This is a genomic window from Rhizobium sp. 01N424 (genome assembly GCF_056399485.1).
The window spans coordinates 18,971-44,446 of record NZ_JBFTRK010000017.1 but is presented as its reverse complement, the minus strand read 5'-3'; the positions used below and the strand labels follow the sequence as shown (position 1 = coordinate 44,446).

Sequence of the window (25,476 nt, the reverse complement as noted above, 5' to 3'; positions counted from 1 at the left end):
CGACGCTTAAGGGTGCGGCGCAGCATAAGCGTGCAGATTTAGCCCCGGTGCCTACGTCATATTACGTATGTGTTTTCGCAGTGCAGCACCGGATAGTCCCTTAAGCAACAGTTAACCGCCGGTTTCGGCCTGTTGTCGAACAAGAAGAGGGGATCACAAGATGAATCTGCGATCATATGTTTCAGGTGCCGTGCTCGGCGCCGTCATGTCGGCCACGGCCGCATTCCATGGGGCAGTCGCTGCCGACGACACGATCAAGGTCGGCGTTCTGCACTCGCTCTCCGGCACCATGGCCATCTCCGAGACGACGCTCAAGGACGCCATGCTGATGCTCATCGACGAGCAGAACAAGAAGGGCGGCCTTCTCGGCAAGAAGCTCGAAGCCGTCGTTGTCGACCCGGCTTCGGATTGGCCGCTGTTTGCCGAAAAGGCACGCGAGCTGATCGAAAAGGACAAGGTCGCGGCCGTTTTTGGCTGCTGGACGTCCTCGTCGCGCAAGTCGGTTCTGCCGGTTTTCGAAGAGCTGAACTCGATCCTGTTCTACCCGGTCCAGTACGAGGGCGAAGAATCCTCGCGCAACATCTTCTACACGGGTGCTGCTCCGAACCAGCAGGCGATCCCGGCCGTCGATTACCTGATGGAGAAGGAAGGCGTGAAGCGCTTCGTTCTCGAAGGTACCGACTACGTCTATCCGCGCACGACCAACAAGATCCTGGAAGCCTATCTCGAATCCAAGGGCATTCCGAAGGAAGACATCATCATCAACTACACGCCGTTCGGCTTCTCCGACTGGCAGACCGAAGTTTCCAAGATCAAGGAATTCGGCTCGGCCGGCAAGAAGACCGCCGTCGTCTCGACGATCAACGGTGACGCCAACGTTCCGTTCTACAAGGAACTCGGCAACCAGGGCATCAAGGCAACCGACATTCCTGTCGTCGCCTTCTCGGTCGGCGAAGAAGAGCTTGCCGGTCTCGACACCAAGCCGCTCGTCGGCCACCTGGCTGCCTGGAACTACTTCGAGTCGGTCGAAAGCCCGGCCAACAAGAAGTTCATCAAGGAATGGCACGCCTACACCAAGAACGACAAGCGCGTGACCAACGACCCGATGGAAGCGGCCTATATCGGCTTCAACGCCTGGGTTAAGGCTGTCGAGGCTGCCGGCACCACCGATACCGACAAGGTTCTCGACACCATCATCGGTGTTTCCGTTCCGAACCTCTCGGGTGGCTATGCGACCGTGATGCCGAACCACCACATCACCAAGCCTGTTCTCATCGGCGAAATCCAGGGTGACGGCCAGTTCGAAATCGTCAAGCAGACGCCTGCCGTCGTCGGCGACGAATGGTCCGATTACCTGCCTGACTCCAAGGACCTGATCTCCGATTGGCGCAAGCCGATGAACTGCGGCAACTTCAACGTTGCGACCGGCAAGTGCGGCGGCAAGGGGTCTTGAGTTAGCCGATCCGATACCTGCCTGATGCCTTCCGTCCGGACCCCCATGTTCCGGGCGGAAGCTCCGTCCCAAACGGTTGGTGCCCCAGAGGCCAACGATAATCCAGGCGAGAAAGCCGATGTATCGCGCCATCAAGATCGTTCTTTTCACGCTCCTCCTCGCCCTGCCGGTCTTCTCCTCGGCATTGAAGGCGCAGGAAGACATTCACGCCCTCGTCAATGCGCTCGGTGCCGGTGACTTCGATGCCCGCGAGGCGGCCATCAAGGCGCTCGTCGCTTCCAAGGATCCGCATGTCGGCCAGATCCTGCAGCAGCTCAGCGACGGCCAGCTTTATGTGAATTCGGAAGAGGGCGGCCCGGTTCTGCTGCAGGGCGGCACGGATGACGAACCGACATTCTCCGATCCGATCAGCGGCGAAGCCGTCGCGGATATCGACCCGGACTATATGTCCAAGGTCAAGATCAACAACTCGCTGCGCGGCATCATCGCCACCAGCATGAGCACGCTGACGCTGCTGAGCCCGGATCGTTCCGCGCGGCTCGCCGCCGCTCAGGGGCTGCTCAAGGATGCCGATCCCTCCAATCTCGATCTCTTGAATTCGGCGCTTGCTACCGAGAAGGACGGCGAGGTCAAGAACACGATGGAAGCCGCCCGCGCGGTGATGATGCTGAAGAGCGATGTCAGCGCCGAGGACAAGAAGGCCGCCATCGACACGATCGCCGCCCGCGGCGACCGCAACGCCATGACGATCCTGACGACGGCGATGGAAACCGCGCCTGACGATCTGAAGCCGGCAATCCAGTCGGATATCGACGGCATCAAGCGCAGCCTGGCTGTCTGGGATGTGGTGCAGAACGTCTGGTACGGGTTGTCGCTCGGCTCGGTGCTGCTGCTCGCCGCCATCGGCCTTGCCATCACCTTCGGCGTCATGGGCGTCATCAACATGGCGCATGGCGAGATGGTGATGATCGGCGCCTACACGACCTATGTGGTGCAGGAGTACATTACCTCGAATTTCCCGGGCATGGAGACCTATTCGCTGGCCTTCTCCGTGCCGGCAGCCTTCCTCTTCACCGGCTTCGTTGGTCTCGTCATCGAGCGTCTCGTCATCCGCTATCTCTATGGCCGCCCGCTGGAAACGCTGCTCGCCACCTGGGGCGTGTCGCTCATCCTGCAGCAGGCGGTGCGCTCGATCTTCGGCCCGACCAACCGCGAGGTGCGCAATCCGAGCTGGATGTCCGGTGCCTTCGAATTCGGCGGTCTGTCGATCACCTGGAACCGCATGTGGATTATCGTCTTCTCGATGGCGGTGTTCGTGACGCTGCTGATGCTCCTGAAGCGCTCGGCCTTCGGCCTGCAGATGCGCGCCGTCACACAGAACCGCCGCATGGCGTCCTCGATGGGTATTCGCACCGGCTGGGTCGATGCCTTTACCTTCGGGCTCGGGTCCGGGATCGCCGGGATCGCCGGGGTGGCGCTCAGCCAGATCGATAACGTCTCGCCGAACCTCGGGCAGAGCTACATCATCGACAGCTTCATGGTCGTGGTCTTCGGCGGCGTCGGCAATCTCTGGGGCACACTGGTAGGCGCGCTGTCGCTCGGCGTCGTCAACAAGTTCCTGGAGCCCTTCGCCGGCGCCGTGCTCGGCAAGATCCTGGTGCTCGTCCTCATCATTCTCTTCATCCAGAAGCGTCCGCGCGGGCTCTTCGCACTCAAAGGAAGGGCGGTGGAAGCATGATTACGGCTTTCCTTTTCCGGTCTCTCGATCGCAAGATCTCGATAGCCATCGCCATTCTGCTTCTGGTCGCTGTTCTGGTGCCGGTGCTCAACCTGCTCACCGGCCCCGAGAATCCGCTGCATATCCCGACCTACATCATGGCGCTGTTCGGCAAGTATCTGACCTATGCGCTGCTAGCGCTCGCGCTCGATCTCGTCTGGGGTTTCTGTGGCATCCTCTCGCTCGGCCACGGCGCGTTCTTCGCGCTCGGCGGCTATGCGATGGGCATGTATCTGATGCGCCAGATCGGCTCGCGCGGCGTCTATGGCGATCCCATCCTGCCTGACTTCATGGTGTTCCTGAACTGGAAGGAACTGCCCTGGTTCTGGTACGGCTTCGATCACTTCTGGTTCGCGGCGATCATGGTCGTCGCCGTGCCCGGGCTGCTCGCCTTCATCTTCGGCTGGTTCGCCTTCCGCTCGCGCGTCAACGGCGTTTATCTGTCGATCATCACACAGGCGATGACCTACGCCCTGCTGCTTGCCTTCTTCCGCAACGACATGGGCTTCGGCGGCAATAACGGCATGACCGATTTCAAGGAAATCATCGGCTATAACGTGCAGGCCGACGGCACCCGCGCCTCGCTCTTTGCTGCCACGGCAATCTTCCTGGCGCTGTCGTTGATGATTGCCTCGGCGATCGTTCGCTCGAAGTTCGGCAAGGTGCTGGTCGGTGTGCGCGATGCCGAAAGCCGCACGCGCTTCCTCGGCTACCGCGTCGAGCATTTCAAGCTCTTCACCTTCGTCGTCTCGGCGATGATGGCGGGGATCGCCGGTGCACTCTACGTGCCGCAGGTCGGCATCATCAATCCCGGCGAATTCGCTCCTGCCAACTCGATCGAAGTCGTCATCTGGACGGCGGTCGGCGGCCGGGCGACGCTGATCGGGCCTATTATCGGCGCCATCCTCGTCAATGGCGGCAAGACCATCTTCACCGGCCTGTTCCCCGAGTTCTGGCTGTTTGCGCTCGGTGGCCTCTTCGTTGCCGTGACGCTGTTCCTGCCGAAGGGAATCGTCGGCACGGCCGCGCAGTATATCGGCAAGCGCAAGCCGCGGACGGAAGCGACGCCTCCCTCGCTCGAGGACGGCGTTGATGCAAAAATCCAGGCAGCGGAGTAGGCGCGGATGATCCCCGATATCAAACCCAACAGCGTGCTTTATCTGAACGGCGTCTCGGTTTCGTTCGACGGGTTCAAGGCGCTGAATTCGCTGTCGATCGTCATCGAGCCCGGTGAACTGCGCGCCATCATCGGCCCGAACGGTGCCGGCAAGACGACGATGATGGACATCATCACCGGCAAGACCCGGCCCGACGAAGGCGAGGTGTTCTTCAACGGCCAGACGGACCTGACGAAACTCGACGAAGCCGATATCGCCCAGCTCGGCATCGGCCGCAAGTTCCAGAAGCCGACGGTCTTCGAAAGCCATACCGTCTGGGACAATCTGGAACTGGCGCTGAACCGCAAGCGCGGCGTCTTCCCGACGCTGTTCTACCGTCTCTCCGGCGACGACAAGGCGCGCATCGATGAAATCCTCGAGACCGTGCGCCTGACGCATCGCCGCGATGAGTTCGCGGCCAATCTCAGCCACGGCCAGAAGCAGTGGCTGGAGATCGGCATGCTGCTGGCTCAGGAGCCGAAGTTGCTGCTCGTCGACGAACCGGTTGCCGGGATGACCGATGCCGAAACTGCTGAGACGGCGATCCTGCTGAAGGAGATCGCCAAGACCCGCTCTGTCGTCGTCGTCGAGCATGACATGGGCTTTATCCGCGATCTCGGGGTCAAGGTGACGTGTCTGGCCGAGGGCTCGGTGCTGGCCGAGGGGTCGATCGATTTTGTCAGTTCCGATCCGAAGGTGATCGAGAATTATCTGGGGCGGTGAGGGATGGTCGTCGTGAACGTCGTGGGCGTGATACCCCCCTCTGCCCTGCCGGGCATCTCCCCCACAAGGGGGGAGATCGACTCGTGGCGGGCGTCTCATCAAATAATCAACGTTGGAGCGAGCGGGTGCGCCCAGCCAATCTCCCCACCTGTGGGGGAGATGCCCGGCAGGGCAGAGGGGGGTACCCCAACCCTAAGCGATCATAGGGGACAACCATGCTGACAGTCGAAAACGCAAACCTCCACTACGGCGCGGCCCAGGCCCTGCGCGGCATCTCGATCAAGGCCGAGATGGGCAAGATCACCTGCGTGCTCGGCCGCAACGGCGTCGGCAAGAGCTCTCTTCTGCGCGCCGTCACCGGCCAGCACCCGCTGTCGGCCGGAAGCGTCACCTTCAACGATACCGCGCTCAACGGCCTGCCGCCGTTTGCCCGCGCCAAGCAGGGCATCGGTTACGTCCCGCAGGGGCGTGAAATCTTTCCGCTGCTGACGGTGAAGGAAAACCTCGAGACCGGCTTTGCTCCGCTTGGCCGCCGCGACCGCAACATCCCTGACGATATCTTCAGCCTCTTTCCGGTGCTGAAGTCGATGTTGTCACGTCGCGGCGGCGATCTTTCCGGCGGGCAGCAGCAGCAGCTGGCGATCGGCCGGGCCATGGTGACGCGGCCGAAGATCCTGGTGCTCGACGAGCCGACCGAAGGCATCCAGCCGTCGATCATCAAGGATATCGGCCGGGCGATCCGCTATCTCCGGGATTCGACCGGAATGGCGATCCTGCTGGTCGAGCAATATCTCGATTTCTGCCGCGAGCTTGCCGATTACGTCTACATCATGGACCGCGGCGAGATCGTCCACGAAGGTCTGGCGGAAACGCTGGATACGCCTGAGGCCCGCCGCCACCTGACCGTCTGAGCGGCAATTGCCGCTTTCTTCGGCAATCTCGGTTCCGGGGCGAGCCGTTCGGCTTTGCTGCGAAGGCGATTGCGGGCGGCACGGGAATTGCTTGCTTTCACTTGTTTAGCGCATTGAATGAGAACAGCCGGATGAACGGCGGATGTTCAAGGGGATGGAATGACGATCGCTGCGGCAAGCACCAGACCGCAAAGAGCCGAGGGACGCGGGCATCTGGCCGCCAAGGCCCTGGATGGGCGCACCCGGCTTCGCGAGCTCTATCAGGAAGGCGCTGCCAAGATCCGGCTACCCGACACCTTCGATGCCTCGATGGAAGCCGTCATAATCAACACCGCCGGTGGCTTGACGGGTGGCGACCGGATGAACTGGAGCGTCGTTGCCGGTCCCGGTACGCGCATCGACGTCACCACCCAGGCCTGCGAGAAGATCTACAAGGCATCGGCGGGCACTGCCGAAGTCACGACCACGATCAACGCGGGCGCCGGATCGCGGGTCGACTGGCTGCCGCAGGAAACCATTCTCTTCGACCGCGCCTCGCTGTTTCGCCGCCTCGACGTCGATCTCGGCGACACCGCCGAGTTTCTGGCCGTCGAAGCCATCCTGCTCGGCCGCAAGGCGATGGGCGAGGCGATGCAGACCGGCCTGTTCCGCGACCGCTGGCGCATCTGCCGCGCGGGCAAGCTTATTCATGCCGAGGAACTCCGGCTCGATGGCGCGGTCGGCGCGCTGACAGCGCTGCAGCCGGTTCTCGGCGGGCAGGTGGCGTTTGCGACGATGCTCTATGCCGGTCCGCTGGCCGACAGCTATCTCGCCAAGGTGCGCCCGCTACTCGAAGGGCATATGGCTGGCGCCAGCGCGTGGAATGGAAAGCTTGTCGTGCGGGTCGCGGCAGCGGATGGTTTCGCGCTCAGAAAAATCCTGATTCCGGTCATATCCGCCTTGCGCAACGGCGCGCCGGTGCCGAAAGTCTGGAACCTGTAATTCAGCTGGAATGGATGAACGATGAACCTCACTCCGAGAGAAAAAGACAAGCTGTTGATCTCCATGGCGGCAATGGTGGCGCGCCGCAGGCTGGAGCGCGGCGTCAAGCTTAACCATCCGGAAGCGATCGCGTTGATCACCGATTTCGTGGTCGAAGGCGCGCGTGACGGGCGGTCCGTCGCCGATCTGATGGAGGCCGGCGCCCATGTCGTCAGCCGTGATCAGGTGATGGAAGGTATCGCCGAGATGATCCACGACGTGCAGGTCGAGGCCACATTTCCTGACGGTACCAAGCTCGTCACCGTCCACGAACCGATCCGCTAAGGAGGCCGCGATGCTGGAACTGCGCCCGAACTGCGAATGCTGCGACAAGAACCTGCCGCCCGAAAGCCGTGAGGCGATGATCTGCAGCTTCGAATGCACCTTCTGCGCTGCTTGCGCCGAAGACGTGCTCGGCGGCAAATGCCCGAACTGCGGCGGCGAATTTACGCGCCGCCCGGTCCGCCCGGCCGGGAAGCTCGCCAACAATCCGGCGTCGACCAAACGTGTATTGAAGGCCGAAGGCTGCGCGCCCCAGAAGGCTGCGTGAGGAGAAAGACATGATCCCAGGCGAAATCATTGCCGCAAACGGCGACATCGAACTCAATGCCGGCGCACCGACCCTGACGATTGTGGTGTCGAACACCGGCGATCGCCCGGTGCAGGTTGGCAGCCATTATCATTTTGCCGAAACCAATGCGGGGCTCTCCTTCGAACGCGAGAAGGCGCATGGCATGCGGCTGGACATTCCCGCCGGCACCGCCGTCCGTTTCGAGCCGGGCCAGACGCGCGAGGTGACGCTGATCCCGCTCGCTGGCAAACGCGAAGTCTATGGCTTCCGCCAGCTCGTCATGGGCAAGCTTTGAAGCACAAAAAATAACAGAAGACGGGAGGAAATGATGCGTTTGGTGATTGGCCTGCTTGCATTGGCGGGCGGCGTAATAATGGCTTCGGGCGCATTCGCGCAGGAGGAGACCGACTGCAAGAACCCTGAGACGCAGGCGGAGATGACGAGCTGCGAACAGGATCGCTATGGCGAGGCAGACAAGGCGCTGAATGCCCAGTGGAAGGAAACGCGCACTGCGGCGGCTGCGACCGACGAGGATTTGGACGAGAACGATCGCGGCGCCGAGAAGGCGCTGCTCACAGCGCAGCGCGCCTGGATCTCCTATCGCGACGCGCAATGCGAGGCCGAAGGTTTTCAGGCCCGCGGCGGAACGATGGAGCCGATGCTGGTGGCTGGGTGCCTCGCCAATCTCAGCGACACCAGGACCAAGGAACTGAAGGCGCTTGCCGACGCATTGGGCGGCAACTGACGTGGGACAGAAGATCATGATCGTTGGCAACGGTGAGGTGGGAGACGAGGGACGCGCGGCGATCACTGCGGCCGATTTCGTCATCCGCTTCAACGAGTGCCGATCCTATGCCTCAAGCCCCGGCCGCACCGATGCGGTCGCCGTCTGCAATACCGGCCGTCCGGGCAAGGCGATGACCGGCGATACCGGTTGGCGGACACTGCCCGGCGTCGTCGAAGCGTCGGAAATCTGGTGCGTGCGCGATCCGGAAAAATTTGCGGAGATCCGGGCGCCGCTCGCTATCTCTCATCCCGAGCTCGACGACTTCTGCGACGATTATACGAGTCAGTTCAAGGCCTTCTGCAAGGAAGCTGGCAAACGGCATGTGGTCGTTGAGAAAGTGATTCATGAGGCGGTGGACGACGCGCTCGCCGCCTTTCACCCCGAGCCTTACGTCGTGCCAAGCACCGGACTGATCGCGATAGCCGAAACCTTCCGCCGGTTCCCAAGCGCCGGTATCGGGCTCGCGGGTTTCGGTCATGCAGGCTGGGACGGCCACCCTTTTGCTGCCGAGCGGCAGCTTGTCGATGGATATATCGCTGCCGGGCGGCTGAAACGATACGCCGCCGAACAATCTCATTCTTCCTCCCAAGGAGCCTGACATATGCCCCACAAGATCTCCCGCGCCGCCTATGCCAGTATGTTCGGACCGACTGTCAGCGACAAGGTGCGGCTGGCCGATACCGAGCTGTTCATCGAGATCGAAAAGGACTTCACGACCTATGGCGAGGAAGTGAAGTTCGGCGGCGGCAAGGTGATCCGCGACGGCATGGGGCAGAGCCAGGCGACCCGCGCGCAGGGCGCGGTCGATACCGTGATTACCAATGCGGTGATCATCGATCACACGGGGATCGTGAAAGCCGATATCGGGCTGAAGGACGGGCGCATCGTGGCGATCGGCAAGGCCGGCAATCCCGACACGCAGCCGGGCGTCAACATCATCGTCGGCCCATCGACGGAAGCGATCGCGGGCGAGGGCAAGATCGTCACGGCCGGCGGCATGGATGCGCATATCCATTACATCTGCCCGCAGCAGATCGAGGAAGCGCTGATGTCCGGCATCACCTGCATGCTGGGCGGCGGCTCCGGCCCGGCGCATGGCACGCTTGCAACGACCTGCACCGGTGCCTGGCATATCGAGCGGATGATCGAGAGCTTCGACGGCTTTCCGATGAACCTGGCGCTGGCGGGAAAGGGCAACGCGTCGCTTCCTGCTGCACTCGAAGAAATGGTGCTGGCCGGGGCCTCGTCGCTGAAGCTGCATGAAGATTGGGGTACGACGCCGGCGGCGATCGACTGCTGCCTTTCGGTGGCCGACGAATATGACATCCAGGTGATGATCCACACAGATACGCTGAACGAGAGCGGCTTCGTGGAAGACACGATCGGGGCGCTCAAGGGCCGCACCATCCATGCCTTCCATACCGAGGGTGCCGGTGGCGGCCATGCGCCCGATATCATCAAGATCTGCGGCCAGTCGAACGTCATCCCGTCATCCACCAACCCGACGCGGCCCTACACGGTCAACACGATCTCCGAGCATCTCGATATGCTGATGGTCTGCCATCATCTGTCGCCGTCGATCCCCGAAGATATCGCCTTCGCCGAAAGCCGTATCCGCAAGGAGACGATCGCCGCGGAAGATATCCTCCATGATATCGGTGCCTTCTCGATCATCTCCTCCGACAGCCAGGCCATGGGCCGGGTCGGCGAAGTGGCGATCCGCACCTGGCAGACGGCCGACAAGATGAAGCGTCAGCGTGGCCGCCTGCCGGAAGAAAAGGGCGAGAACGACAATTTCCGTGTGCGCCGCTATATCGCAAAATACACGATCAATCCGGCGATCGCTCAGGGCCTCAGCCACGAGATCGGCTCGGTGGAGGTCGGCAAGCGCGCCGACCTGGTTTTGTGGAACCCTGCCTTCTTCGGCGTCAAGCCGGAGATGGTGCTGCTCGGCGGCTCGATCGCGGCGGCGCCGATGGGGGATCCGAACGCCTCGATCCCGACCCCGCAGCCGATGCATTACCGGCCGATGTTTGCCGCCTATGGCAAGCTGCGCACCACCTCGTCGGTCACCTTCGTGTCGCAGGCGTCGCTGGATGCAGGCCTCAAGGGACGGCTCGGTGTTGCCAAGAGTCTCGTCGCCGTGAAGAACACGCGCGGCGGAATTTCCAAGGCGTCGATGATCCACAACAGCCTGACGCCGCATATCGAGGTCGATCCCGAGACCTATGAAGTCAGGGCCGATGGCGAGTTGCTGACCTGTGAACCGGCGACCGTTCTCCCGATGGCACAGCGCTACTTCCTGTTCTGAGGCACGGTGCGCTGCCGAAAGCGTTTCGTTAACGGCATTCTCTGCGTGGTTGCAGAAATTCCGGGAAATCTTCGTGCTCGAAACGTGGCTTTCATCAGCGCATCGGTGTGGACTGAAATGCGCGTGATATCAGATGTTTAATCAGGCGTTCAGCAGTTCTGATTCAGGTTGAGGGCGGGTGCGGCCTGCCCGTGAAAATGCAACTTCATTAATTCGGCCGAACTCGCTCAAATCTTAACGATCGGCTTAAGAACCCGGCAGCAAATGCATTCTAATCAAATGCCATGGGGGTGCCGGGGCTGGAGGTCGATTCGCATGAAAAACTGGATGATGCTCCAGATGGGGCTCGGCAATTTTCAGCATCGCGGCACCATTTTCAGCTTCGCGCTGAAGATGAGCTTTTCCGCCATCATCCTCTCCGCCGTGATCATGCTGATCGTGCTGCCGCCGCTTTCCTTCTTCGATCTGCTGCCACTGTCACTTGCCCATTCGCTGAGCCTCGGGATCGTGTTCTCATGGCTGTTCGGCGGGGCGGCCTGTGGTCTCCTGTCGTTGATCGCGGGCTTTGCGCTGCACCACCTGACGATCTCGCGGGCGGAATTCGAAAAACTCAGCCGTACCGACATGCTCTCAGGCCTGTTGAACCGCCGCGCCTTTACCGAGGCGCTGGCAACGGTGGAAGCCGATGCCTCGCTGGTCATCTTCGACGTCGATCGCTTCAAGGCGATCAACGACCGCTTCGGCCATGCCTGCGGCGATGCCGTGATCATCGCCATCTCGGCGATCCTGGCGACGGCCTTCAGCGACAGCTCGGTGGTCGCGCGCCTCGGTGGAGAGGAATTCGGCGTCATCGTCACCGGCTTTCCGCTGGCAGCGCGGCTCGAGCGCGTCGAGCAGGTGAAAACCCAGATCGCCTGCCAGCCGATCACCGCCGACGGCTGCACCGTGCCGATCACCATCTCGGCAGGTATCGCCGACCTCGAGCCGGGACGGAACAAGGAGGCGGTCTATGCCTCGGCCGACAAGGCGCTCTATCTCGCCAAGGCGCTCGGGCGAAACCGCGTCGTCCACGAGAGCGAAGGTCTGCACCACGACTGGCACAGCCGCCTGGTGGAGAACGGTCTTGCCGTTCAGGGCGACGACGATACCGGCTATGACGGCGCGCAGCGCGCCTACGGCATTTAGCCACTCCCCCGGCGGGATTGGCGCTTGCGCCGCCGCCCGCTATTTTGCAAGGTCACGGTCTCTGCAAAATGGATAAGTCCCATGCAACGCGTCACATCCTATCTCCCCGCCGGTACGCCGAACTCCCACCCGATCGAGCAGGTGAAGCTGCCGCATGATCTGCGCCACCTGCGGCGCAAGCTGCTGCATCTGGAAAGCGGCGGCATGGTGATGCTCGATCTCAAGGATCCCGTGCTCTTCGCCAATGGCGACCTTCTGGTGCGCGACGACGGCGAGCTGATCGAGATCCTGGCGGCGGATGAGAAGCTGTTCGAAATCCGCGGCAAGAATGGTGTTCACCTGATCGAGCTTGCCTGGCATCTCGGCAACCGGCATCTGGCCGCGCAGATCGAGGACGATCGCATCCTGATCCTGCGCGACCACGTGATCCGCACCATGCTGCAGGGCCTCGGCGCGCTGGTTCTCGAAGTCACCGAGCCCTTCCAGCCTGCCCGCGGCGCTTATCACAGCCATGGCCATGATCACCACGCGCATGATCATCACGATCATGACCACCATGGGCATGACCACGACCATGATCACAAGCATCACGACCATGGCGACGGGCATAGTCATTCGCACGATTGAGCCGCGATGACCGGGAACGATGATCTGCAGGCGCTGCTGCGCCTGATGGCGTGGCTCTCGCCGGCATTTCCGGTGGGCTCGTTTGCCTATTCCGGCGGCCTGGAGCGCGCCGTCCACGATGGCATGGTTGCGGACGCAGCCGGGTTGGAGACCTGGATCTCGACGCTGCTGACGCATGGCAATGTCTGGAACGACGCGGTGATCTTTGCCGCGGCCTGGCGCGGGCAGGGCGATGCAACGGAGCTGGCCGAGGTCGCTGCGCTCGCTGAAGCGCTGGCCGGTTCGCGCGAACGGCATCAGGAGACGATGCTCTTGGGCGAGGCCTTCCTGACGGCCGCACGCGCATGGCCGGGTACGGTCTTCGACCGGCTGCCCCAGCAGGCCGCGTATCCGGTCGCGGTTGGCGCTGTTTCCGGCGCGCATGCCATTGCGCTCGACAAGGCACTCGCGGCGTTTCTGCATGCCGCCGTCTCGCAGGCCGTATCGGCGAGTATCCGGCTGGGCGTGACCGGGCAGAAGGATGGCGTTGCGATTCTCGCAAAGCTGGAGCCTCTGATCTCCGGTATTGCTGCGGAGGCGCTGGCCTCCGGCATGGACGATCTCGGCTCGGCGGCCGTCCAGGCCGATATTTCGGCACTGCGGCACGAGACCCAGAGCACCCGGCTTTTCCGCTCCTGACGGCGGCATCTGCGTCATTTGCCGGTGGCGGCTGACATGGGCGGCGGCTATCATCGGGCGAACTGGAGTGAAGCATATGAAATCGAGAAACGGACCTCTCCGCGTCGGCATCGGCGGGCCTGTCGGCTCCGGCAAGACGGCGCTGACGGAGAAGCTCTGCAAGGCGATGCGCGACGATTATTCCGTCGCTGTCGTCACCAACGACATCTACACGACCGAGGATGCCGAAGCGCTGATGCGCATGCAGGCGCTGCCGTCGGACCGCATCGTCGGCGTCGAGACCGGCGGCTGCCCGCATACGGCCATCCGCGAGGATGCGACGATCAATCTGCAGGCGATCGCCGGGCTGAACCAGCGCATTCCTGATCTCGACGTCGTTTTCATCGAGTCCGGCGGCGACAATCTGGCGGCGACCTTTTCGCCTGATCTCGCCGATATCACCATCTATGTGATCTCCGTCTGCCAGGGCGAGGAAATCCCGCGCAAGGGCGGGCCTGGGATCACCAAGTCGGACCTTCTGGTCATCAACAAGAAGGATCTGGCACCCTATGTCGGCGCCGATCTGGATGTGATGGACCGGGACGCGACCCGCATGCGGGCAACCCGTCCCTACGTCTTCTCCGACATGAAGCGCGGCGATGGTATCGGCTCGATCGTCAGCTTCCTCAAGGAGCATGGCGGGCTCTGACGCGGAAGCGTTAGGGGCCGTGCTGGCCGAGGCTTCCGGTGAAGCGTTCTGCCCAGTTTTCCCGCCGCGAGGCTTCGAGAACGAAATCGATGAAGACGCGGGTCTTCAGCGGCAGAAGTTTCCTGCCCGAATAGTAGATCGAGACCGGTCCCGCATCGACATACCATTGCGGCACAACACGGATGAGGTCGCCACGTTCCAGATGCGGCAGCGCGTCCGGCTTGGCGATCATCGCCACGCCGATGCCCATCAGGGCCGCCTCGCGCATGGCTGCCGGATCATCGACCACGACCCGCTCTCTGGGCGCCGCCGTCTGCTCGTCGCCGGCGACATTGCGCATCTGCCACAGGCGGATCTTGCCGGTGCGGTTGGCACGCATGACGATGCCGTCGAGCCTGGCCATTTCCGACGGTTCCTCGGGTTGCGATCTCCCATGCATATAGGCGGGGGAGGCGACGGCGATGATGTGGGCAGGCGCAAGGGTGCGGGCGATCACGCCCGGCGCCAGCTCGAAGCCGCCGCCGATCGCCGCATCATAGCCCTCGGCGATCAGGTCGACCTGCCTGTTCTCGAACATCCATTCCGGCTGGATCAGCGGATAACGCGCCAGGAAATCCGGCAGCAACGGCAGGATATAGCCGATGCCGAGCGTCGGGCTCATGCTCACTCTCAACGTGCCCGAAGGCGCCGCTTCGTCTGATGCCGCCGAAGCGATGGCGTTCTGCAGGCCGGAGAGATTGTCGCCGATCGCCTGCAGAAAGCGCTCGCCGGCTTCGGTCAGCGTCAGGCTGCGGGTGCTGCGCTGGAAGAGCCGGATGCCGAGATTGGCCTCGAGCACGGCGACGTTGCGGCTGACGGCAGCGGGCGTCATCGCCAGCCGTCGCGCCGCGGCGGAGAAGCTGCCGAGCTCCGCGGTCCTGACGAAGGATTCCAGGTTGATCAGAGATTCCATCTCTTCACTTTCACCGATTGTTTGAAATTTCTTAAATCCATTACCCGCTAATCGCAATGGAATAGACTGGCCATATTCCGCTCCATCGAAACGAAAGCTGGAGCTCAGGAAATGACGGATCTATCGAAACCCCTGTCAGGCAAGGCAGCACTCGTCACCGGCGGCTCGCGCTCGATCGGCGCTGCCATCGCCAGGCGGCTGGCGGCGGATGGGGCGGTGGTTGCCATCACCTACCATGCGTCGCCCGACCGGGCCGCGCTTGTCGTCAAGGATATCGAGGCTGGGGGTGGACGAGCCATCGCAATCCAGGCCGATGCCGGCGATCCTGCTGCCGTCCGGGCCGCGGTGGCAAAGGCCGGGGAAGCCTTCGGCGCGATCGACATTCTCGTCAACAATGCAGGCATCGCGCTCGGCGGCGCCATCGAGGAGACGACATTTTCGGATTACGAACGAATGATCGCCGTCAACGTCACCGGCATGTTCGTGGCGACACAGGAAGCTGTGCGCCGGATGAAGCTCGGCGGCCGCATCATTCATATCGGTTCGTCGATGGTGCGTTACGCGGCCTTTCCGACCGCTTCGCTCTACACGCTGACCAAGGGCGCCGTCGCCGGGTTCAATCGCAGTCTGGTTCGCGATCTCGGGCCGAAGGGGATCACCGTCAACACCGTCCATCCCGGCCCGACCGATACCGACATGAACCCTGATGGCGGACCGATTTCGCAGATCGTCGGTCCCGGCATCGCCGTTGGCCGCTACGGCAAGGATCACGAGATCGCCAGCGTCGTTGCCTATCTCGCAAGCCCTGGCGCCGCTTTCGTCACCGGCGCCGAGATTATCGCCGATGGCGGGTTTTCGGCCTGATGCGTTCCGGCAGGTGATGTGGACGCTGTGGCCAGACGCGGCCACAGCGATGCAAAATGACGCGGCCTGAGCCTGTTGCATCTCCGGCCTGCCGCGATTAGCCTATTGGTGATGGGGATGGAGTGCCCCCGATAACCGCCGTGATGGCTGATGACTCCTACCGCGATTTCAATCGACGGTGGGAGTGTGTCTACTGCCCGCCGATATAGTGAGGCGTGCATGTCACTCTATACCTGCTTGATCATCATGGCTGGCGGCGCTCTCGGCACCCTGGCGCGATATCTGATCTCGGTCCTGGCGGCGCCGATCAGCGGCAACCTGCCCTGGGGCACGATCATCATCAACATCACCGGCTCCTTCATCATCGGCCTGTTCGGCACGCTGACGCTGGCGCATGGCCGTTTTCCGGTGTCGGAGAACATGCGGCTCTTCGTGATGATCGGTCTCTGTGGCGGCTACACCACCTTCTCGTCCTTCAGCCTGCAGACGCTCGATCTGATCCGTTCGGGCGCCATGATGCGGGCAGGGGTGAATATCGCCGTCTCGGTGGTGCTTTGCGTCGCTGCCGTTTCGGCGGGGCATTTGATTGCGTCTTATTTCAACGGCGGGGAGAAGCAGGTGGCGCAGTTGAGGGTGGAGGAAGAGGTGTGAGGGGCGGCAACCAAAATGCCCTCATCGCTGTGACGAGCACAGGGATGAGGGAAGCGTGGTGGTCTGTGCGCTATCCCGCAAACAAGAAGGCCGAGCATTGAGCCCGGCCTTTTTGTAAGAGACGTCCCCGTTACTCCGCCGCAAAGGGCGGGAGCCTCAGCACGTTCTTGCCATTGCTGTTGGCGTTCTTCTGCTTGGCTTCGGGGTTTTCGATCGCGCTCACCCGGTCCTTGAGCGAACCGACGGCTTCGGTCAGTTCCTCGCGGGACAAGGTGGGCTCTTCCACATCCTTCTTGCCGACGAGGCGGCCGAACATCCAGCCGAGCAGGCGGGAGAGATCGTCCATGATCAGGAAGAAGGAGGGGACGACGACGAGCGACAGCACTGTCGAGACGATGATGCCGCCGATGACGGCGATGGCCATCGGCGCGCGGAACGAGCCGCCTTCGCCGACGCCCATGGCTGACGGCAGCATGCCGGCCGACATGGCGATCGAGGTCATGATGATCGGGCGGGCGCGCTTGCGGCCGGCCTCCACCATGGCTTCGACACGCGACAGGCCGTGACGGCGCATCTCGATGGCGAAATCGACGAGCAAGATGGCGTTCTTGGTGACGATACCCATCAGCATCAGGATGCCGATCAGAACCGGCATCGACAGCGGATTGTTGGTGACGAGCAGGCCGACTGCCACGCCGCCGATTGCCAGCGGCAGCGAGAACAGGATGGTGAAGGGCTGGATCACGTTCTTGAAGAGCAGGATCAGCACCGCAAGCACCAGCATCAGGCCCATCAACATGGCGTTGACGAAACTCTGCTGCATTTCCTTCTGCACCTTGGTGTCGCCGCTTTCGACGAGCTGCACCGTGGACGGGATCTTGGTATCCTTGACGATCTCAAGGAAGCGGGCCGAGGCCGTATCCAGCGCCACGCCCTGCGGGAGGTCGGAGCCGATCGCCACGACGCGGTAGCGGTTGTTGCGCTTGATCGAGCTGACACCTTCCGAATAGTCGATGTCGGCGACCGTCGAGAGCGGCACGCTGCCGCCGCTGGCGGTCTGGATCTTCAGGGCGCGGATGGCCTGGAGATCGCGGCGCATGTCGAGCGAGGCCTGGACGCGGATCGGGATCTGCCGGTCGTCGAGCGAGATCTTGGCGAGTGCGGCATCGACGTCGCCGATGGTGGCGACGCGGATGGTCTCGGAGATCTGCTGCGGCGTGATGCCGAGGCGGGCGGCCTGATCCTTGCGCGGGCGGACCTGCAGTTCCGGACGGGGCAGGGCGCCATCGGCGCTGACATTGGCGAGCAGCGGATCGGCGCGCAGCTTCGATTCCAGAAGACCGACGGCCTCGTTGAGGTCCTGATCGTTCTTGGAGAGGAAGTTGAACGACAGGTCGCGTTCGCCGCGGTCGTTGAGCTTCAGGATGCGGACGTCAGGAATGTCCTTCACCTTGGCGAAGACTTCCTTTTCGATATCCCACTGCGGACGGACGCGGCCGTGAACCTCGACCTTCGGCAGATGCGGGCCGATGACCGGGATGGAGCCGAGCACGTCGTTGACGAGCTTCTTGACCAGCGACTGGTCGAGCTTGTGGAGCGAGAGGGTGATCGTCGCGCGGCGCAGCTCGAGGTCGCCCTTTGGCGAAGCGCCGCCGAGCACGAAGACACTTTCGACGCCGTCGATATCCTTGACGCGCTCATAGATGGCGTTGCTGGTCTTGTCGGTGTCATCGAGTGTCGCATTCGGCGGCAGCTCGACCGAGAGCACAATGCGCGAGGCGTCTTCCGGCGGCAGGAAGCTGCCCGGAACCTGCGACAGCAGGAAGACCGATCCGATGAGGAAGCCGATGGCGGCGATCAGCGTCGCATACCGGCTCCACCAGTGACCGGTGGTGGCGCGGATCAGCCGGGTATAGCCCCGGAAGAAGGCGCCATCGTTATCGTGGTGATCTTCCTGGCCGTCTTCGGCGCGCATCAGATAGGCGGCCATCATCGGCGTGATCAGACGCGCGACGACAAGGGAGAAGAACACCGAGAAGGCGACGGTCAGGCCGAACTGGATGAAGTACTGGCCGGGAATGCCCGGCATGAACGACACCGGCACGAAAACCGCGATGATCGTAAACGTCGTGGCGATGACGGCGAGGCCGATTTCGTCGGCCGCCTCGATGGCCGCCCTATACGGCGTCTTGCCCATCTTGATATGGCGGGCGATGTTTTCGATTTCGACGATCGCATCGTCGACGAGAATACCCGTCGCCAGCGTCAAGGCCAGGAAGCTGACGAGGTTCAGCGAGAAGCCCATCAGGTCCATGATCCAGAAAGTCGGGATCGCCGACAGCGGCAGCGCGATCGCCGAGATCAGCGTTGCGCGCCAGTTCCGCAGGAACAGGAAGACGACGATGACGGCGAGCAGCGCGCCTTCGAGCAGCGTGTGGATGGCTGCTTCGTAGTTGCCATAGGTGAAATAGACGGAATCGTTGATCAGCTCGATGCCGACATTCGGATTCTCGGCCCGCACCTTGTCGAGGCTCTGCGCCACCGTTTCGGCGACGCTGACTTCGCTGGCGCCCTTGGAGCGGAAGACGCCGAAGGTGACGACGGGCGTATCGTCGAAGCGCGAGAAGGATTTCGGCTCCTGATAGGTGTCCTTGATGGCGCCGAGATCGGTCAGCTTGACGAAGCGGCCGTTCGGTAGTGCGATGGTGGTGTTGGCAAGTTCGGCGACATTGCGGGCATCGCCGAGGACGCGGATCGCCTGCTCGCTGCCTGCCACCTGGCCGCGGCCGGAGCCGAGATCGACATTGGTGCCGCGCAGCTGCTGGTTCACGCTGGCCGCGGTGATGCCATAGGCGTTCAGCTTGTCGGGGTTGAGCTCGATGCGCACTTCGCGCTCGGCGCCGCCGTAACGGTCGACGCGGCCGATGCCACTCTGACCCTGCAGCGAGCGCTTGATCGTGTCATCGACGAACCAGGAGAGTTCCTCGAGCGTCATGTCGGGCGAGGAGACGGCGAAGGTCTGGATCGCCTGTCCCTCGACATCGACCTTGGAAACGATCGGCTCTTCGACATTGGCCGGAAGATCGCTGCGGATGCGGTCGATCGCGTCCTTGGTGTCCTGCACGGCCTGTTCGGTCGGCACTTCCATGCGGAACATGACAACGGTCTGCGACTGGCCGTCCGTCACCGTCGACTGGATTTCATCGATGCCGGTGATCGAGGCGACCGCGTCTTCGATCTCCTTGGTCACCTGCATTTCGAGTTCGGCGGGCGAAGCGCCGCTCTGGGTCACGACGATCGAGACCAGCGGCACGTCGATATTCGGGAAGCGCGTGATCGGCAGCTTGTTGAACGACTGGATGCCGACAAAAAGCAGCAGGCCGAAGAGCAGCAGCGGCGCTACGGGGTTTCGGATGGACCAGGCTGAAAAGTTCATCGGGCCGTCTCTCAGTTGGAAGCAGCAGGCTGTTCGCGGACAGGGGTGATGTGATCACCGTCGCGAACATAGGCACCGGCCTTGGCAACGACTTCCTCGCCGTCCTTCAGGCCCTTCGTAATCTCGACAAAGGCACCGTCCTGGATGCCGGTCTCGACGGCGGCGAATTTCACCACGCCGTTCTCGACCTTGCGGGCGGACGAGCCCTCGTTCGTCGTCAGCACGGCAGACAGCGGCAGCGCCACGTTCTCAGCCGTGTTGACGATGATTTCGGCGCTGCCATACATGCCGGAGCGCGCCTTGTTGTCGTCGTCGATCAGGATATGCACCAGGCCGAGCCGGGTGGTCGGATCGACGGTCGGGGAGACCAGGCGTACGGAGCCTGCGAGTTTCTCGCGGCTGCCGGCAAGCGAAATCGTCGCCTTCTGGCCGTGCTGGATCTTCATGATGTCGTTTTCGCCGACTTCGGCGACAAGTTCGATATCGTTGTCGCGAATGATGGTGAACATCGGATCGCCGGTTCCGGATGCGATGGCGCCGACATTGGCGTTCTTGGCCGCCACCGTGCCTGCAACGGGCGTCTTCACGTCGGTGCGGGCGAGCTTCAGGTCGGCATCGGCTATCTGACTGTCGGTGACCTTCAGATCGGCCTGGGCGACCTCGATCGCCTGCTCCGCGGAGCTGACGCGGGCATTGGCGGAAGCGGCGGCCGCGTCGGCCTGCTCGACCGTCGCGGTCGAGACGGTGCCCTTCTTGACCATTTCCTGGGCGCGGTCCTGTTGCTGGCGGGCCTGGGAGGCGTTGGCCTGGGCTTCGACCAGCTGGGCGCGAAGCTGAGCAAGCGATGCCTCGCCCTTGGCCTTGGTGGCCTGCATCTGGCTCTTCTGCAACAGCAGAGAATCGGGGTTCAGCGTGGCGATCGTGCTGTTGGCAGCGACCTTGTCGCCGACATCGACATTCAGCGAGCTAATCGACAGGCCCTCGACCTGCGGCTGGATATAGACTTCCTCGACGGCCTTGACGGTGCCCGTCGCGACGACGCGATCGACGAGCGCGCGGGTCTTCGCCGTGGTGACGACGATCGCCGGAAGGTTTTGCTTCGGCTTCGTGGTGGCCGTTTCGGCCTCCTGGGCAAAGACCGGCGATACCGCCATGATGGCGATCAAAAGGGTGGAGGCGCGTAGTATTTCAAGCGTGCGTGCCATGCGTCGTCATCCAATTATGTCAAAATGTCCGGCCAAAATCGGCGCAGCGATGCTGCAGCTTGCGAACAGGCCATTCCCGTCTCTGTCTAACTACTCAGAGGTATTCCCGCATTTGCCGTCTCTCATACAGAGAAGTCCCCGGTCCGGCAAATCTGGTTTTGTACGTGGTATCGGTTTGCGCGACGTACAAGACCGCTAGAAAACAATTCCCCATGAGTGGCACATTAATTACCGTTTACGTATAGATCAATCACCGTCAGGTTATGTTTGCATTCCGATGATTGATCGCAACGTATAATCTGAAGACGATCGAGACATGGCAGATGCGACACGCGCACGCCAAATAATTTCAATCGGCGTTAAAAAAGCAGAAAACGCGCGGATCTCTCCGCGCGTTGGCCATGGTTTTGACTGTTCCGCTTACTTGGAAGCCGCGTCGGTGATGTCGTGCGTCCAGGCGCCGGATGGCTCCTTGGTGATGATCTTCTGGTTGAGAAGAGCCTTGGCGGTGCGATCGTAGAGCGTTGTGTCGAGCTTGCCGCTGCCGTCGCCGATCAGCTTGGCGACCTCGCCCATCATCCGCTTCTGGTGGTTTTCGTCCTGGCCGCCGGCATCGACGACGATGCCTGCTGCTTCATCCGGGTTCTCGGTGGCATATTTCCAGCCCTTCATCGAGGCCTTGACGAACTTGACCATCTTTTCCTTGAAAGCCGGGTCCTTCAGCTTGTCCTCATTGGCGTAGAGGCCGTCTTCCAGGAGATCGTTGCCCATGGCGCTGTAGTTGAAGACGATCAGGTCTTCAGGCTTCAGGCCGGCATCGATTGCCTGCCAGTATTCGTTATAGGTCATGACGGAAATGCAGTCGGCCTGCTTCTGCAGCAGCGGCTGGACGTCGAAGCTCTGCTTCAGCACGGTGACGCCATCGGCGCCGCCTTCGGTCTTCAGGCCGAGCTTGTTCATCCAGGCGAAGAACGGATATTCATTGCCGAAGAACCAGACACCGAGCGTATGACCCTTGAAATCGGCTTCGGTCTTGATCGGGCCGTCCTTGCGGCAGATCATTTCCATACCCGACTTCTGGTAGGGCTGGGCGATGTTGACGAGCGGAACGCCCTTCTCGCGGGCAACCAGGGCGCCGCCCATCCAGTCGACGATGACATCGGCGCCGCCGCCGGCGATCACCTGTTCCGGGGCGATGTCAGGACCGCCCGGTTTGATATCGACGTCGAGCCCTTCTTCTTCGTAATAGCCCTTGTCCTTGGCGACGTAATAGCCGGCGAACTGGCTCTGCGCGACCCACTTCAACTGCAGCGTCACCTTGTCGGCCGCCATCGCATGAGCGGCGGCAAGCGACATGGCGCTCGCCATCATTGCAACCATCAACTTCTTCATTTTGTTTTTTCCCTCTGAAGTTATGCCCCAATCCCATTTGCGGGAACAAAGCGACGCCTAGCCACCACGGATAGACGGATGCCAGAAAGTCACCGCCCGTTCGGCAAGGGCGACGACGCCGTAGAAAACCGAGCCAGCCACCGCCGCGACGGCGATCTCGGCCCAGACCATGTCGACATTCATGCGGCCGATCTCGGTGGAGATGCGGAAGCCCATGCCGACGATAGGGGTTCCGAAGAATTCCGCAACGATGGCACCGATCAGCGCCAGCGTCGAGTTGATCTTCAGGGCGTTGAAAATGAACGGCATTGCCGCGGGAAGCCGGAGCTTCAGCAGCGTCTGCCAGTAGTCGGATGCGTAGGTGCGCATCAGGTCCCGCTCCATGGCACCGGAGGCGGAAAGGCCCGCCACCGTGTTCACCAGCATCGGGAAGAAGGTCATGATGATGACGACGGCAGCCTTCGACGGCCAGTCGAAGCCGAACCACATGACCATGATCGGCGCCACGCCGATGATCGGCAGGGCCGAGACCATGTTGCCGATCGGCAGCAGGCCGCGGCGCAGGAAGGCGACGCGGTCGGCGAGGATCGCGACGATGAAGCCGGAGGCGCAGCCGACGACATAGCCGAACAGCACGGCCTTGAAGATCGTCTGGCGCACGTCCTCGCCGAGGATCGGCAGAGAATTGGCGATCCGCACACCAATGGTGCTCGGCGGCGGCAGTATGACGAAGGGGATGCCGCCGCCGCGCGTTGCCGCCTCCCAGAGGATCAGGATCCAGGCGCCGAAGATCGCCGGGATCAACAGCCGCAGGAAGGATTTGCCGGTGTTCGACAGCGGCTGCAGATCCGACAGCAGCGTGACGCAGCGCCAGGCGAGCAGCCAGGCGGCAGCGATCAGCAGGAGGAAGGCTTTCGTCGCCATGCCCTCGTTGCCGGTAATGCCCGATAGCAGCAGCCAGGCGGCGTCGAAGGAGGCCAGCAGCAGCACGGTCGCGGAATAGAGCGGTGGCAGCGCCGTCAGCGAAATCAGCGCCGCGGCGGCGATGATGATGACGACAAGCGTCGTGGTCTGGCTGCTGAACGGGGCGGGGGCGCCGTCCGCCAGCAGCGGCAGCGAAACGATGGCGCCGAGACAGAAGAGCAGCGCCAGCGCGCTTTGCCAGGAGAGCGTCAGATATTTCATGCCGGCCTCCCGCCCATGGCGCGATCGACGATCTTGGCGGCGAGCCCGACGACCGCGACGAGCAGTGCCGCCAGCACGGAACCCGCCACCAGCGCCGCCCAGATATCGATGGTCTGGCTGTAATAGGAACCGGCGAGCAGCTTCGAGCCGATCCCGGCGACGGCACCGGTCGGCAGCTCGCCGACGATGGCGCCGACGAGGCTGGCGGCAATCGCCACCTTCATCGAGGTGAAGAGGAAGGGGACCGAGGCTGGCACCCGCAGCTTCCAGAAGGTCTGCGCGGCGCTGGCATTATAGGTGCGCATCAGGTCGAGATACATCACTTCGGGCGAGCGCAGCCCCTTCACCATGCCGACGGCGACCGGGAAGAAGGACAGGTAGGTCGAGATCAGCGCTTTCGGGATCAGCCCGGTGATGTTGATCGATCCGAGCACGACGATGACCATCGGCGCGATCGCCAGGATCGGCACGGTCTGCGAGGCAATGATCCACGGCATCAGGCTGCGGTCCAGCGCCCTGATATGGACGATGCCGACCGCGATCAGGATGCCGAGCATGGTGCCGAGCGCGAAACCGAGCGCCGTCGAGGAGAGCGTCACGCCGGCATGATAGACGAGGCTGCGGTTGCTGGAGAGCTTTCTGAGGAAGGTGTTTTCGAAGACGTTCTGCGCCACCTGATGCGGGGCCGGCAGGATCGGCTTCGGCTGGGAGAGCGTGGCGGAGATGAATTCGGATGTTGTCGGCGTGATGTTGTTTCGCTGGTCCATGTCGCGCTGGAACGGCGCGTTCATGAACACGGCGGCGATGTACCAGATGACGACGAGGGCGGCGAGGATGGTCAGGACCGGGACGATCTTGTCCTTGAGGGTGTCGGGTTTCATGCGGACATCCTCTTGGCTCTGAGGGTGGGGTTACCCCCCTCTGTCCTGCCGGACATCTCCCCCTCAAGGGGGGAGATCGACTCGTGGCGGGCTTCGCGCCAGACATCAATGTTGGAACGAGTGGGTGCGCCCAGCCATTCTCCCCACCTGTGGGGGAGATGCCCGGCAGGGCAGAGGGGGGTAACCACGGCCCGAAACATCATATCACTCATAACTATGCCCCGCTCTCAACCCCTCGCGCACCCGATGCGCGATCTCCAGGAATTCCGGCGTCTCGCGGATGCCGAGCGGGCGCTCCGTCGGCAGCGTCGAGTCGATGATATCGGTGACGCGGCCGGGGCGGGGGGACATGACGACGATCTTGGTGGAGAGGTAGACCGCTTCCGGAATGGAGTGGGTGACGAAGCAGATCGTCTTGTTGGTGCGGGCCCAGAGCTTCAACAGAGCGGCGTTCAGATGGTCGCGGACGATTTCGTCCAGCGCGCCGAAGGGCTCGTCCATCAATAGCAGGTCGGCGTCGAAGGCGAGTGCGCGGGCGATCGAGGCGCGCTGCTGCATGCCGCCGGAGAGCTGCCAGGGGAATTTCTTGTCGAAGCCGGCAAGCTCGACGAGCTCGAGAGCCTCAGAGATGCGCTTCTTCTGGTCGGCCTTTGAGTAGCCCATGATTTCAAGGGGAAGGGCGATGTTCTTCTCGATCGTCCGCCAGGGGTAGAGCGCGGCCGCCTGGAAGACATAGCCGTAGGCGCGGGCCTTGCGGGCTTCTTCCGGCGTCATGCCGTTGACGCTGATCGCGCCTGATGTCGTCTTCTCCAGATCGGCGATGACGCGGAGGAACGTCGTCTTGCCGCAGCCGGATGGGCCGATGAAGGAGACGAAGTCGCCCTTGTTGACGTCGAGATTGACATTGCTCAGCGCATGCACCGGCCCGTCATTCGTCTGGAAGGTGAGACAGAGATCCTTGGCGGATACGACGGAGGCTGCTTGCATCGAGATGTTACCAGTCCTGTTTTCCCCGCGCCTGC

General features: G+C 62.4%; 25 protein-coding genes and 1 riboswitch. Of the genes, 18 read left to right on the top strand and 7 right to left on the bottom strand.

Going from position 1 to position 25,476, the window contains the following annotated elements; all coding sequences use genetic code 11:
* Positions 1-160: 160 nt before the first annotated feature.
* The 16 genes from urtA to ureG all read left to right on the top strand — a co-directional run bounded on the left by urtA (position 161) and on the right by ureG (position 13,888).
* Entirely contained in the window at positions 161-1,453 is a 1,293-nt protein-coding gene (gene urtA, locus AC1DNK_RS27670) for an urea ABC transporter substrate-binding protein (protein ID WP_112538920.1), read from the top strand.
* A 118-nt stretch (positions 1,454-1,571) separates the two neighbouring features.
* Positions 1,572-3,191 (top strand): urea ABC transporter permease subunit UrtB, encoded by a 1,620-nt coding sequence (gene urtB, locus AC1DNK_RS27665; RefSeq protein ID WP_477944272.1) that lies wholly within the window; start codon positions 1,572-1,574, stop codon positions 3,189-3,191.
* Complete coding sequence (gene urtC, locus AC1DNK_RS27660) at positions 3,188-4,348, top strand: urea ABC transporter permease subunit UrtC (RefSeq protein WP_477944271.1); 1,161 nt, start codon at positions 3,188-3,190, stop codon at positions 4,346-4,348. Before urtB ends, urtC begins: the two co-directional genes overlap by 4 nt.
* Positions 4,349-4,354: 6 nt before the next feature.
* Positions 4,355-5,110 (top strand): urea ABC transporter ATP-binding protein UrtD, encoded by a 756-nt coding sequence (gene urtD, locus AC1DNK_RS27655; RefSeq protein WP_112390421.1) that lies wholly within the window; start codon positions 4,355-4,357, stop codon positions 5,108-5,110.
* Positions 5,111-5,325: 215 nt separating this feature from the next.
* Positions 5,326-6,021 carry an urea ABC transporter ATP-binding subunit UrtE gene (gene urtE / locus AC1DNK_RS27650; RefSeq protein ID WP_112390422.1) on the top strand — a complete coding sequence of 232 codons (696 nt, stop codon included), beginning with the start codon at positions 5,326-5,328 and terminating at the stop codon, positions 6,019-6,021.
* Positions 6,022-6,180: 159 nt separating this feature from the next.
* Positions 6,181-7,002 (top strand): urease accessory protein UreD, encoded by an 822-nt coding sequence (locus AC1DNK_RS27645; RefSeq protein ID WP_477944270.1) that lies wholly within the window; start codon positions 6,181-6,183, stop codon positions 7,000-7,002.
* Positions 7,003-7,023: 21 nt separating this feature from the next.
* Positions 7,024-7,326, top strand: a complete 303-nt coding sequence (locus AC1DNK_RS27640) for an urease subunit gamma (RefSeq protein WP_477944269.1) — start codon at positions 7,024-7,026, stop codon at positions 7,324-7,326.
* A gap of 10 nt (positions 7,327-7,336) precedes the next feature.
* Complete coding sequence (locus AC1DNK_RS27635; RefSeq protein ID WP_477944268.1) at positions 7,337-7,591, top strand: DUF1272 domain-containing protein; 255 nt, start codon at positions 7,337-7,339, stop codon at positions 7,589-7,591.
* A gap of 10 nt (positions 7,592-7,601) precedes the next feature.
* On the top strand, positions 7,602-7,907 hold the full coding sequence (locus AC1DNK_RS27630; RefSeq protein WP_477944267.1) for an urease subunit beta: 306 nt from the start codon (positions 7,602-7,604) through the stop codon (positions 7,905-7,907).
* Between the two features lie 33 nt (positions 7,908-7,940).
* A complete protein-coding gene (locus AC1DNK_RS27625) occupies positions 7,941-8,357 on the top strand; it encodes a lysozyme inhibitor LprI family protein (RefSeq protein ID WP_112390427.1) in 417 nt (138 codons plus the stop codon).
* Between the two features lie 16 nt (positions 8,358-8,373).
* Positions 8,374-8,997 carry a Urease operon accessory protein gene (locus AC1DNK_RS27620; RefSeq protein ID WP_477944266.1) on the top strand — a complete coding sequence of 208 codons (624 nt, stop codon included), beginning with the start codon at positions 8,374-8,376 and terminating at the stop codon, positions 8,995-8,997.
* A 3-nt stretch (positions 8,998-9,000) separates the two neighbouring features.
* Complete coding sequence (gene ureC, locus AC1DNK_RS27615; protein ID WP_477944265.1) at positions 9,001-10,710, top strand: urease subunit alpha; 1,710 nt, start codon at positions 9,001-9,003, stop codon at positions 10,708-10,710.
* Positions 10,711-11,025: 315 nt separating this feature from the next.
* Positions 11,026-11,895 (top strand): GGDEF domain-containing protein, encoded by an 870-nt coding sequence (locus AC1DNK_RS27610; RefSeq protein WP_477944264.1) that lies wholly within the window; start codon positions 11,026-11,028, stop codon positions 11,893-11,895.
* A gap of 81 nt (positions 11,896-11,976) precedes the next feature.
* The gene (locus AC1DNK_RS27605) at positions 11,977-12,522 is read left to right on the top strand and encodes an urease accessory protein UreE (protein ID WP_477944263.1); all 546 of its coding nucleotides are present in this window, start codon (positions 11,977-11,979) and stop codon (positions 12,520-12,522) included.
* A 6-nt stretch (positions 12,523-12,528) separates the two neighbouring features.
* The gene (locus AC1DNK_RS27600; RefSeq protein WP_477944262.1) at positions 12,529-13,200 is read left to right on the top strand and encodes an urease accessory protein UreF; all 672 of its coding nucleotides are present in this window, start codon (positions 12,529-12,531) and stop codon (positions 13,198-13,200) included.
* A 76-nt stretch (positions 13,201-13,276) separates the two neighbouring features.
* Complete coding sequence (gene ureG / locus AC1DNK_RS27595; RefSeq protein ID WP_112390432.1) at positions 13,277-13,888, top strand: urease accessory protein UreG; 612 nt, start codon at positions 13,277-13,279, stop codon at positions 13,886-13,888.
* Between the two features lie 10 nt (positions 13,889-13,898).
* Here the strand turns inward: ureG and AC1DNK_RS27590 are convergent, their stop codons facing one another.
* The gene (locus AC1DNK_RS27590) at positions 13,899-14,840 is read right to left on the bottom strand and encodes a LysR family transcriptional regulator (RefSeq protein ID WP_477944261.1); all 942 of its coding nucleotides are present in this window, start codon (positions 14,838-14,840) and stop codon (positions 13,899-13,901) included.
* Positions 14,841-14,951: 111 nt separating this feature from the next.
* Here AC1DNK_RS27590 and AC1DNK_RS27585 point away from each other — a divergent pair, with 111 nt between their 5' ends.
* Together AC1DNK_RS27585 and crcB are read left to right on the top strand one after the other, a co-directional pair.
* Positions 14,952-15,704 carry an SDR family oxidoreductase gene (locus tag AC1DNK_RS27585; RefSeq protein WP_477944260.1) on the top strand — a complete coding sequence of 251 codons (753 nt, stop codon included), beginning with the start codon at positions 14,952-14,954 and terminating at the stop codon, positions 15,702-15,704.
* 104 nt (positions 15,705-15,808) lie between these two features.
* Positions 15,809-15,871: riboswitch (Fluoride riboswitch) on the top strand.
* A gap of 52 nt (positions 15,872-15,923) precedes the next feature.
* Entirely contained in the window at positions 15,924-16,355 is a 432-nt protein-coding gene (crcB, locus tag AC1DNK_RS27580) for a fluoride efflux transporter CrcB (protein WP_477944259.1), read from the top strand.
* 130 nt (positions 16,356-16,485) lie between these two features.
* Here crcB and AC1DNK_RS27575 read toward each other — a convergent pair whose 3' ends face one another.
* The 6 genes from AC1DNK_RS27575 to AC1DNK_RS27550 all read right to left on the bottom strand — a co-directional run bounded on the left by AC1DNK_RS27575 (position 16,486) and on the right by AC1DNK_RS27550 (position 25,441).
* Positions 16,486-19,791 carry an efflux RND transporter permease subunit gene (locus AC1DNK_RS27575; protein ID WP_112445868.1) on the bottom strand — a complete coding sequence of 1,102 codons (3,306 nt, stop codon included), beginning with the start codon at positions 19,789-19,791 and terminating at the stop codon, positions 16,486-16,488.
* An 11-nt stretch (positions 19,792-19,802) separates the two neighbouring features.
* Positions 19,803-20,996 (bottom strand): efflux RND transporter periplasmic adaptor subunit, encoded by a 1,194-nt coding sequence (locus AC1DNK_RS27570; protein WP_112516354.1) that lies wholly within the window; start codon positions 20,994-20,996, stop codon positions 19,803-19,805.
* A gap of 420 nt (positions 20,997-21,416) precedes the next feature.
* Positions 21,417-22,388: an ABC transporter substrate-binding protein gene (locus AC1DNK_RS27565; RefSeq protein WP_477944258.1), complete on the bottom strand. Its 972-nt coding sequence runs from the start codon at positions 22,386-22,388 to the stop codon at positions 21,417-21,419.
* 57 nt (positions 22,389-22,445) lie between these two features.
* Positions 22,446-23,573 carry an ABC transporter permease gene (locus tag AC1DNK_RS27560; RefSeq protein ID WP_477944257.1) on the bottom strand — a complete coding sequence of 376 codons (1,128 nt, stop codon included), beginning with the start codon at positions 23,571-23,573 and terminating at the stop codon, positions 22,446-22,448.
* On the bottom strand, positions 23,570-24,454 hold the full coding sequence (locus AC1DNK_RS27555) for an ABC transporter permease (RefSeq protein ID WP_477944256.1): 885 nt from the start codon (positions 24,452-24,454) through the stop codon (positions 23,570-23,572). The genes AC1DNK_RS27560 and AC1DNK_RS27555 overlap by 4 nt, the downstream gene beginning before the upstream one ends.
* A 204-nt stretch (positions 24,455-24,658) precedes the next feature.
* Positions 24,659-25,441 (bottom strand): ABC transporter ATP-binding protein, encoded by a 783-nt coding sequence (locus AC1DNK_RS27550; protein WP_477944255.1) that lies wholly within the window; start codon positions 25,439-25,441, stop codon positions 24,659-24,661.
* Positions 25,442-25,476: the final 35 nt, after the last annotated feature.